Annotated in this window: 6 protein-coding genes; all 6 read left to right on the top strand. The window is 45.8% G+C overall.

All coding sequences use genetic code 11. The annotated features are described in order from the left end of the window. Positions 1-54: 54 nt before the first annotated feature. Entirely contained in the window at positions 55-1,845 is a 1,791-nt protein-coding gene (locus tag NV381_RS16230; RefSeq protein WP_258214339.1) for an S-layer homology domain-containing protein, read from the top strand. Between the two features lie 280 nt (positions 1,846-2,125). Beyond that, a complete protein-coding gene (locus tag NV381_RS16225) occupies positions 2,126-6,829 on the top strand; it encodes an NPCBM/NEW2 domain-containing protein (RefSeq protein WP_258214338.1) in 4,704 nt (1,567 codons plus the stop codon). 77 nt (positions 6,830-6,906) lie between these two features. Further along, a complete protein-coding gene (locus NV381_RS16220; protein WP_258214337.1) occupies positions 6,907-7,047 on the top strand; it encodes a hypothetical protein in 141 nt (46 codons plus the stop codon). Between the two features lie 412 nt (positions 7,048-7,459). Then, the gene (locus NV381_RS16215) at positions 7,460-9,247 is read left to right on the top strand and encodes a sensor histidine kinase (protein ID WP_258214336.1); all 1,788 of its coding nucleotides are present in this window, start codon (positions 7,460-7,462) and stop codon (positions 9,245-9,247) included. 17 nt (positions 9,248-9,264) lie between these two features. Next, on the top strand, positions 9,265-10,728 hold the full coding sequence (locus NV381_RS16210) for a response regulator transcription factor (protein WP_258214335.1): 1,464 nt from the start codon (positions 9,265-9,267) through the stop codon (positions 10,726-10,728). Between the two features lie 107 nt (positions 10,729-10,835). Then, positions 10,836-11,915 carry an alpha-L-fucosidase gene (locus tag NV381_RS16205; protein WP_258214334.1) on the top strand — a complete coding sequence of 360 codons (1,080 nt, stop codon included), beginning with the start codon at positions 10,836-10,838 and terminating at the stop codon, positions 11,913-11,915. Positions 11,916-11,954 lie beyond the last annotated feature (39 nt).

The following is an 11,954-nucleotide window of genomic DNA, read 5'->3' as shown; positions in this document are numbered from 1 at the left end:
AAGGCGAGCCCTTTCTCTTTCCATATTCGGATGATATTAAAAGGAGTGAACCCCATGTTACGCAAAACAGGGTTATTTTTCACGGTTATGATGCTCTTATTCACAGTCATTCTAATCGGCACGGTTGTAGGTGCCGGAATCCCTTCATTCAAGATTAATCTGAATGCTTCTCAAGTAACTATTGGCGACAATGTGGTCGTTGCGATCCAAGGTAACAATGTGACGGATTTATATGGGTACGAAGCTGTTTTAACCTATAATGCAGATCTGCTGGAATTCAATTCAACTCAATCGAATGGCTCATTCGAAGGGTATAAGATCGCACAAGATTCGGGGAATCAAGTCACATTTGCTTGTACGAAAATGGGAAATAAATCGGGGGAAAATGGAGATCTAGCTATTGGTACACTGACTTTCAAGGCTAAGAAGAACGGACAAGCTAACATAACCTTGAAACAGATGACAACAATGACATCGCAAGAGCTAGCGTCTATTTGGAATGTAAATGCACAAGCTGCCGTTAAAATTGACGGAACGATTCCTGGTCCTGGATCCGGAAGAGGCGGGGGAGGAGGCGGCTCATCGACTCCGCCAACGAAAGAAGATCCGAATCTCTATGTAGCAAAAGAATCCGAGCTTCGGATTGAAACTGCACAAGACGGTCAAACCTCTGTAATAGCGGTTATCGACAGCAAACGTCTGGCGCAGAAATTAACTGATCTGCAAGCAACGAGCGGCAGCAACGTTTTGAGCTTTGAGATTCCTGGCGAGCATGACTTGAATGCCTTGCAGTTACCGCTGCCAACGTTATTCAATAGCCTGAAGGAGCACAAAGATACAATTTTGAGCGTACGAAGCCATTTGGGCACTTACGATCTTCCAATGTCGATACTGAACCAGGCGGATTTCGCAGGCAAGGCTGGCGTAGAAGGAGCGACGCTGATCATTCGTATCGATAAGGCCAAGTCACTGCATGAAACGAAATTCGATCAATCCATTTCCGATAAGGGCATGGTGCGTGTGAGCGATATGATCGATTATAAAGTAATTCTTAAGACCAAGGACAAAGAAGAGGAAATTCATAGCTTTGGCAACAGCTTTGTGACACGCGTTATCCTTGTAGATGAAATGATACAAGATCCGTCGGCTGCGACTGCGGTTGTGTATGACCCGGCTACAGGAGAAATGAAATTCGTACCTTCCGTGTTTACCGTGAAGGGCGGCAAAACCGAAGTGAAGGTAATCCGGAATTCGAACAGTATGTACGCGATCGTTCAAAACAAAAAAACGTTTGACGATATGATCGGTCACTGGGCGCAGCAAGAAGTGGAACAGCTAGCTTCGAAAATGATTATTAACGGGACTTCGGACCGTACGTATACGCCTGAGATGCAAATCACCCGCGCCCAGTTTGCCGCTTTGCTCGTACGAGGGCTGGGATTGCCTGAGGAGGCCGGGCTGAATGTCTTTACAGATGTCGCAGACACGCAGTGGTATGCCCCGGAAGTGAATACAGCGGCGAAGTATGGCTTGGTTCAAGGCGTCGCAGAGGGTCAATTCAACCCGGATGCGCAGATTACAAGAGAGCAGATGGTCGTGATGATGATGAAAGCGATTGGGCTCGTGAAAGGAACATCAGCATCTGGCGCCAGTGTGATGAATGCCTCTTTCGCCGATCAAGACCTGTTGTCCGATTATGCCCGCAACGCGGTGGCAGACGCCGCCGGCAAAGGGTTGATTCACGGCAAAACAGAAACGACGTTTGCACCTCAAGATGTAGCCACTCGCGCTGAAGCGGCTGTCATCATCAAACGAGTGCTGCAATATGCGAATTTGATCAATTAGAAAATTGCTCCAGGAGAAAACGAAGGAGACTAACATGCCCCTATTTAAAAGAAAGTATATGTCAAAGGGAATAACGGTAAGCCTGCTGTTAGCAGGCTTGCTTCTTCCAACTATGGGAGGCATGGTGTTTGGCGGCATAGAGTAGGAACGAATTTAGTTGAATGAGAAGATGTTATGGTCCGGTGGTCCGGGTTCTTCTTTTCTGTATAATTGGCCTTCTACCGATGACGAGCTAATTAAATGTAAGTATTAAACTATAAGAGTATAGGAGGGGAATTAATTGTGTAAGAAGATTTCAACATACGTAGGACTTATATTTATGCTTTTTTTTGTCTCAGTGGCCCCAGTTTTTGCGACTACAAATAATCAAAACACAGCAAGCCCCGTTGTAAACGATATTTACACGAATCAGAAAAACTATGTGGATCTCAGGTTTGGCATGTTTATCCACTATAACATGGGAACCTATCACGATCAGGAATGGGTAACGCCGGGACAAGATCCTCTATCTTTTAATCCCGAGCATGTGAATACGGACCAATGGGCGGCAGCCGCCAAATCTGCAGGCATAAAATATTCCGTTCTAACGACCAAGCACCATGACGGGTTTGCCCTGTGGCCAACCCAATATGGCGATTACAACGTGATGAACAGCTCCTACAAGAAAGATATCGTAAGGCAATATGTAGATTCCATGCGTGCTCAAGGAATTTTGCCGGGGCTATACTTCTCCATCTGGGATCGTCAGCAAGGTATCGCAAAAGGTTCCGTCAGCAGAGCGGATATCGAATTCATTAAAGGTCAATTAACAGAATTGCTGACTAATTACGGCGAAATTCCGGTTTTGATTATCGACGGCTGGGCCTGGGAGATGGGTCATAACGAAGTTCCATACCAAGAAATTCGTGAATTGGTAAAGCGCTTGCAGCCTAACATTCTTATTGTGGATCACAATGGACAAACACAGCCTTGGGAAGAGGACATCATTTATTTCGAAGAACCTAAGGGCGTATGGGCACCTTCTAACAATACGTTTGCCGCTAACCAGGGCATGCCGCTCGTCTCCAATCAATGGTTCTGGCACAATTGGATGCCTAATACAGAGCCGGCCAGCGTAGAGAATATTGTGGAGGATCATCTGGGTTATTTGGAACCGCGTTATACAAATTTTTTGCTCAACATTTCGCCGAACCCGGATGGGGAGTTGGATGATAACGTAGTCAATCGATTGGCGGAGATCGGACAAGCATGGACGCCGAATGAATCTCGTCCTCCATTGCCGCAACAGCCAATCGTGATGGATCATCCGATTACAGCTAATTCAGCAACGGCTACAAGCGGGAATGCGAGCAATGCTATTGATGGACTTATGGATTATTATGGAAACACTTACTTTGAGACTGTTTGGCAAACCAACACATCTCTGCCTCAATCCATTACACTGGATTTGGGCTACACGTACAACAACATTAATATGTTGAATTACTTGCCTTCGCAAAATTTATTACAAGGTATGATTACTTCCTATACGTTATACGTGAGTGAAGACGGAACGAACTTCACTTCGGTTAAAAACGGCACATGGGATGGGGACAAGACCATGAAACGTGTGACCTTCCCATCGCAAACAGCACGCTATTTCAAACTGGAAGTGAATTCGGCCGTAGGCGGCTTTGCTGCTGCAGGCGAGCTGGCAGTCGGCTCTCACACCAATGAAGTTCCTACTCGGACGGGGATTGACTCCTTTGATGTCAACACGTTGTATCGCATCGTCAATAAAGCGACCGGCAAATCATTGGGGGTTGGGAATTCGTTGGCGAATGGAGCGGCTGTTGCCGGGCGAACGCAATCAAATGCGCTGGATCAGCAATGGGTGATTGATGATTTGGGTCTGGGCAAATATAAGATTGTCAATAAGCAAAGTGGACAAGTTATGGATGTTCCAGGCGCCAGTAAATCGCCTGGAAAACCAGTCGTTCAATGGACTGATTCTGAAACTGCTGCAGATCCTGCAGTCATAAACCAGCAATGGGTCATCTCCAATGTTGGCAATGGCTACTTCAAAATTACTAGTACAAACAGCCTGTTGGCATTGGAAAACAGCAACGGTTCTGCAATTGAAGGAAATCCGGTTGTTCAAAACACGTATACCGGCAGTGACAGCCAATTATGGAAAGTGGAAAGCCTGCCTTCTCTGATTAAAAAGGTAAAAGTGAACGGAGTGCCAGTCAAAGGCCTTCATTCTGAGAATCGTACGGCGACGCTGACTGTTTTAAGAGAAAAAAACCTGGAAGTTCCAACAGTTACAGCCGACACAACATCTGAAGAGGTGGAACTACAAATCCATCCAGCTAACAGCTTGCCAGGTGCGACGACCATCATAGCAACAACCAACGGCGGTGCGATGCAAGAAGTATACACGTTGAACTTTGAGCTGGTGGACCGTTATGCGAGCGATCTGAACTGGTTAAGCGCATCTTCGGGCTGGTCTACTGTTAAGAAAGACAAGAGCCTGGACGGCAATGCGATTAGTTTAATGGGCAGTAGCGGCGCTGTAACGTACGAGAAGGGCTTTGGCGTACATGCTGATTCAAGAATTATGTTTGAAATATCCGATGAAAATTATGAGTCCTTCACTGCTCTTGTCGGGGTCGACCAAGAAATGGCCAAATCGCCGTCTTACGCAGATGTGGAATTCAAGGTGCTTGTAGACGGCGTAGAGAAATTTGCGAGCGGTGTAATGAAGGTTACGGACGTGGCTAAACCGGTCGATGTCAGTGTAGCTGGCGCAAGCATCGTGGAACTTGTTGTTACGCAGAGCGATAACAATAATAGCGAGGATCATGCAAGCTGGGCCAATGCGACGTTTAGAGTTGCGGAAGGTAAATCCGAACAGAAGGAAGAATTGCCTGAAGTTGACTATTTGAGCGATCTGAACTGGTTAAGCGCATCCTCGGGCTGGTCTGATGTTAAGAAAGACAGGAGCATCGCCGGCAATGCGATCGTATTGAAGAATGGGGCCGAGGATCTCTCCTTTGCCAAAGGCCTTGGGACCCATGCCAATTCAATGATCAAGTATGATCTTACTGGAGCTGATTATGAAACCTTCTCCGCCTTTATCGGCGTAGATAAGGAAGTGAGCGGCGGAAGCAACAACGGCTCGATACAGTTTAAAATATCGGGAGTGAAGAATGATGACACGATTGAATCACTTTACTTCGGAAGCACAATGTGGGAGTCGCAAAACGCCAAATTTGTAAAGGTGAATGTTAAAGGTTATAAGCAGCTTATATTGGAAGCGACCGATTCCGGCAATGGAAATAGCGAGGATCACGGGGATTGGGCAGATGCGAAGCTGACTAAGCTGACTGTTGAAGCGACTCCAGTGATTTCGGGAGTTATGCCAGTAAACGTGGTTACGGCTACGAATGTTCCACCGGTTTTGCCTGCGAGTGTCACAGTTGTGTATAACAATGGGACAACGGCCACTAAATCGGTCCAGTGGAATCCGATTAACGCTTCTGCGTATGCAGTAACTGGCAACTTTAGTGTAAACGGAGCTGTAGATGGAACAGCTATACCTGCTGTAGCTAACGTTACGGTTACTGAAAACACGTATAGAGCTGATCTAGTGGAGCTTATCGCGAATGTCCAAGTTCAATATGATATTGCTGTAGTAGGAACAGCAGTCGGCAATTATCCGGCAAGCGCGAAATCAACCCTGCTAGCAGCAATCGTACAAGCGCAGCATACTGTAGACCTGAATGCTGCTACTAAACAGGAATTCGAAGCTGCAACGGCAGCGTTGAACACCGCACTGCAAGCGTTTGTGCAAACAAAGATCCAACAGGTGAATGTACAATCGATCGCTGTCACAAGTTCGACGAATACGATTACCGCGAAGGACGGAAGCCTTCAATTACAAGCTTCGGTGCTCCCTGCCAATGCTACGTACAAGTCTGTGACATGGGCGGTCTATGAAACAGATGGCGTAACCATAACAGATAAAGCAATCATCAATACAAATGGTGTGCTTACGGCCAAGAAGAACGGGATCGTAAAAGTGGTAGCAACAGTTACAGACGGCAGCGGCGTTCAAGGCTCCAATTATGTCATGATCAGCGGTCAGACACCGCTGCCGACTGACGTGCCGCAGGCTACGCTTACGGGTCCGGCTGTGGTTCAAGCAGGCGCTGCGTTCTCGACCCGTTTCGGCTTAAACAATGTCACAGCCAGCGTATATTCAGCGGTTTATGCAGCGGATATCATATTAACTTTTGATGTCGGCGCCATCGACTTTGTATCTGTAGATCCGTTAATTTCCGGCTTTACGGTTCAGACTCATACCGACGTACCGGGCCAGGTTCGGATTGTGGCTGTGAGCCAAGGCGATAGGGGAGTGGTAACGGCAAGCGGAGATGTATTCAAATTCAATTGGATCGCGAAGCCGAATAGCCCGTCCACGACAACGAATCTGGTACTAACCAAAGTAGCTGTTTCCAACGGGCTGGGGCAGAAGTTGGATGCTACTCCAGCTAATCTAACGGTTTCGATTACGGCGGCAAACAAGACATCGCTGCAGACGGTCATCCTTCTGGCACAGTCCATTTATGATCACGCGGTGGAAGGAACCAAAGTCGGACAATATGCGGCCGGCTCCAAAGCGATGCTATTATCCGCCATCCAAGCAGCCTCTGCCATTAATTCGAATCCTGCGGCTACCCAACAGCAGCTAGATGAAGCGGCCAATACGTTAAACCGGGCGTTACAAGCTTTTAGCGAACAGATCATCACCGTTTATGCGCCAGGAGATGTCAATGGAGATAACGCCATCGATATTGGAGACTTGGGCAAAGCAGCCGTGCATTACGGAAAGACTTCGGATAACAGTGACTGGAATGAGGCGAAAAGTGCGGATATCAATCATGACGGCAAGATTAATATTGTGGATATCATGGGGATCGCTAAACTGATCCTGCAATAATAATCAACCTGAAATGGAGGAGAAAGGTGAACCCTTTCTCTTCCATATTCCCATGTTTTTAAAAGGATCAAGATCAGTTGTCGGCCTATGCAAGCAAGGCTGTAGCAGAAGCGGTTTGCAAAGGATTGATTCATAGCAAAACAGAAACAGCCTTTGCTCCGCAAGAGGCTGCGGTGCTTATCAAACAAGCGATGCAATATTTGAAATTGATAAATTAATACGAAATAGCTTTTTTACCTGTGCTCGGTTCAACATTAAAGTTGCCGGGCACAGTGTCATTTCTAAGCTAGTACACTTATGTTTTTTTGCGGCACATGCTGGGACCATATTCGAGTGTACGCATGTATATGAATGAATACGGAGTCAAATGTCCCAACTTTTTGAAAAAGAGAGGAAGTTTGTTACTAATGATGAATAAATCTGTTCCTTACTTTATTGGTACTTTATAGGTAATAATGGATTACAGCGAAGACATCATATGATCCGGCCAGATCCCCCATGTGGATTTCAATCAGCAGTTTCTGGCAATTATTGCATTAGATCGCTGATAGCTTCACGACAACTTAGGGACATGCTATGCTTACCCAAAGGCTCGTTTAGACTGGGCGTCGGCTCGAGAGGGGGAATTGTATGTTTCAGCGAGTTCGAAGGCTATGGCCAGACAAATTGCAAAATCGTATTTTCCTTAGCTTTCTATTAATCATATTTTTTCCTCTCTCGATTCTGCAAATTCATAATTACAATCAGATTGAAGCTATTATTGGAGCAAAAATCAGTGAGCAGAACGTCACTCAGCTAATCCAAATGAAATTCCAGCTTGACGAGGTACGCCGGACCGCCCTATATTCGGTCTTACAGATGGAGCGAGACAGCAGCATTCAGGAACTGATGGCAAAAGCTCATGACTTACCAAGAGCAGAATCAACCCGTATTGTTGAGGAAAAACTGGACGCAATGAAAAGCACATTTTTACCCAATAGTGTATTTATTCAATATACGTTGGTCAAAGAGAACGGTAAGGCGTTTACATCTCTGCCACATGCTGAGAGCAACGAAGGGCCGTTGCATACTCAGATGGCTAGCGATTTATTGATGAAACTTCCGTCCGGCGGTCCGCTGCTCAGGTGGGAATTGGAGCATATACGTAATGAGTTGCAACCTGAGTCCGAGGCCAGGAACGTTCTCTCTTTATATTCACTTTCGCAGGATGCTGGCGGAGAATGGCTGCGTGTGCGTGCGAGCATTGATATTGATCAGTGGTTGCGGAGTTCGGCAAGCAGCATACAGATCAAGCAAAACTATTATGTATTAGATCAAAAAGGTACAGTCATTTCCCAAACAAACTCAGGATCCGTGGTGGACCCCCTTTTAAAATTAAAAATTCTCAGTGAAGCCAAAGCTACACCGAATGCTTATACAATAGATAAGCTTGGAACATTTGTTTATAACGCTATTTATGTTCCTTCCATTTCAAGTTATTTGGTTAGTCAGTTTCCACTCGATTTCTTCTTTGGCGATATCCAGGAACTCAAACAAAAGGTGTTTAGTACCTATTTGTTATTTATAGCTTTTTTTGTAGGTATCTCCTTTTTGACGCTATCAACGTTGACCCGTCCGCTTCGGCTTCTGGAATCCCGGATGAAAAAGGCTGCGGAGAAAAGGATGAATATCAAACTATCCGAGTATCCTCATAGGGGCGAGATCTTGTCCTTCGTCCGCGCATTTAATGGGATGGTCGACGATGTTACAAGCTTGATCGGGCAGCTCAAACTCGAAGAGAGACAGAAAGAAGCGATTCGGTTTCAAATGCTTTTGAACCAGATGAACCCGCACTTTTTGCTCAACACAATCAATACGATTAAATGGAATGCCAGTAATTCCGGTGATGAAACGACGGCGGAAATGTGCAAGGCGCTTGCCAAGCTGCTGGAAAGCAGCCTGAACACGGATAAGGATCTGGTTTTTCTGCATGAAGAAATGAAATTGTTGCATTCCTATGTTTATATTCAATCGTTTCGGTACGACCACCGTTTTGAGGTGCAATATGAAGTTCAGACAGGTTTGGACTATGCGCTAATACCGAAGCTAAGCTTGCAGCCGCTTGTCGAGAATGCCATCCAGCATGGGCTTGTATACCGTAAGCAGGGGGGCATTATTAAGGTCAGTGTGGCCTGTGAGAATCGCTTTCTCATTATTGATGTTCAAGATAACGGTGTCGGTATGCACAAGCAGCAACCAGATTTGCACCGAGTACGTAAAGGGATCGGTTTAAACAACCTGAGTGAGCGATTATCGCTTCTCTACAAGGAGGATGGCAAGCTTCAGATGATTCCGCAAGAGGAAGGAACGCATGTTCGAATCACGATACCTTTATTGTTGTCGAATCCATATCAGCCTGAACCAATTGAGGATCTATAAGAAAAGGGGTGCATGTTATGTGGAACCTGCTGCTTCTGGAAGATGAACCTTTCGTACGCCGATCTATTCGCCAGGCAGTCAATTGGGAGGCATTAGGGTTCAGAGTCGTGGCAGAGGCTGAGGATGGAAGCGAGGCTTGGGGGCTCATGCAAGCTCAACAGGTAGATGTGGTGTTATCTGACATTATGATGCCCATCATGAACGGAATTGAATTGATCCGAATGGCCAAGCAAAACGGTCATGAGGCAGAGTTTGTCATGCTTACCTGTGTGAATGAATTTGAATATGCGAGACTGGCGCTTCAGTATGGAGCTGTAGGGTATCTTCTCAAAGCCTCTATGGATGTGGAAGAGCTGCAAGCGATTCTGCTAAAAATAAAACAAAGTTTAATCAAGAAGCGCGATCAACGAACGAGAGCACCTATGTTTAACTTATACCATAAAATTTGGAGATCCATACATGGCTTGGAAGAGATGGAACAAAAGGAGGATGAAGAAGGACTGCCTCCACTTCCTGCCTATGTGCGCCTATTTGTTGGTTCAGCAAATAATGTCTTATCAGGAAATGATCAGATGATCGGCCTATTCAACACGAACTGCCGTGACAAATTACTCGTACATCGATTTGTCAGTTGGGGAATTGAAACCATATTTGTTTGGTCGGATGAAAAGGATATTCCCCTAACATCGTTTCCCATGCAACTAACTTCCACCCCTTGGCAGACATCCGATTCTCTGATAGAGGGATGGGTTTCGCTGCTTCAAGAGATGGGTCGAACCTGGTACGAGTTGGATCCCTCCCTTCGAACGATGGGAGGATTGCAAGTGGAGAACGTAGCTTGGAAAAAGGAGCCTCTCATTCTTTCGCAGTTCGAAGCAGCACAGTGGGCGGAATGCGAAAAATCGTTGCAAACGGTATGGCATTGCTTCAAAAAACAACAAATGGCAGTAGTTATGGTAAAGAAAGCCGCTGACCGGCTGGACAAGTCGTTTGCCAGGTTATCCAATCAATCTCCTGCCGGGAAGGCGGCCTGGGCCGCAGTGGAAAGTCACGGGCAAGCGTTGGAACAACTTATAAATCGGGTTCGCCATTATTCTAATCATAGGATGAAGGAGACCCTTACGGATCATCCGGAGGTAAATAAAATCATTGAATATGTGAACAGACACTATGACAAGGAACTTACACTCAAGGGGATGGCCAAATACGTAAACATGGGTGAGCAGTATTTGAGCGGTTTGTTTAAGAAGAAGACCGGCGAGCAATTTATCCAATATGTGCAGCGTATTCGAATTGAGCGGGCTTGCTATTGCTTGGCGGAGACCGAATTGCGCGTAGCGGAAATATGTGAGCAAGTAGGTTTTGTTCATCTGAATTATTTCTTGAAGCAGTTCAAGAAGTGGACAGGAGTAACTCCATCGGAATTTCGCGAGAGTAAAAAGGCGGAACGGAAGAAACGGTTGGACGCCGAGGAAATGTAAGAAGGAAACTGAGGAGGACGATTCGATGCTTTGTAGGCGGCTAGGGTTGGGAGTGTGCTACGTTTGAAAGTCTTTTTCATATTCCAGACTAGGAGGCAGAAAAGAAGGTGATTCCTTCATATCTTAAAGGTTATGAGGAGCTATATGCCGAAGATCCGCATGAAGCAGGACTTGCATGGTTTCGGGATGCCGAGTTAGGGATGTCCATCCACTATGGTTTGTACAGCCTACTATGCCGTGGAGAGTGGGTTATGTATCATAAAAAAATCCATGTAGCTCATTACGAGTGTCTTAGCGACATCTTCACGGCCGAATATTTCAATGCGGAGGAGATTGCCGATCTGGCTGTCCAGTCAGAAATGAAGTATATCAACTTTACTACAAGACATCATGATAGTTTTTGTTTGTTCGAAACCAAAGAAACCGCTTTTAACAGCATTAACTCTCCTGCGGGAAGAGATTTTCTTAAAGAACTGGCGGCAGCTTGTGAGAAGAGGGGGCTCGGGCTGTTCCTTTATTACAGCTATGGTGCAGATTGGAGGCATCCCTATTTTTTATCTAATGAAGTGGGAATACCGTGGTCCCGCCCTCCTTACAGGAAGACAGAACCAAGCTACCTGTATAAGGAAGAAAAAGATTTCCAGCATTACATCGCATTTATGCATGCTCAAATTCGTGAGCTTTTGACAAATTATGGAGTGATTGCAGGCATATGGTTTGATGCAATTGTACCTTGTTATTTCCGTCCGGATTTGTTCCCAGTCGGGGAAACGTATAATTTGGTACGCAGTCTGCAGCCTCAATGTTTGATTTCATTTAAACAAGGAGTGACAGGTACCGAGGATTTCATGTCACAAGAAATGCAGTTCGTCCCGCTTGAGGTATTGCTCAGTAAAACAGGAGCTTCGCAAGAAGCGATTGATCGGTCTAACGAAGTTTTGAGGAAACATAAGAATAAACGAAATGAAGTTTGTACGGTCATGCAAAAGAAGGGCTGGGGATATGTCAATTATGTAAAACATATTTGTGCGGATGAAGCGATGTTGAGACTCAGATATGCTGCCGAAAAAAATTGCAATTTGCTCCTCAATACGGGACCCTATCCAGACGGTACGATTCCTCCTGAGGATGTCAGTGTATTTAAAGAGCTGGGCAGGCGTATTCGAAGACATGGCACATTCCAATAGCTTATTTATTCCATTTTGATACGCAATCTGGCTGAGGAG

Origin of the sequence: Paenibacillus radicis (ex Xue et al. 2023), assembly GCF_024722015.1 — a bacterium.
GTDB lineage: Bacteria > Bacillota > Bacilli > Paenibacillales > NBRC-103111 > Paenibacillus_S.
Note: the sequence above shows the minus strand (reverse complement) of the source record. Positions and strands in the feature narration are given on the sequence as shown.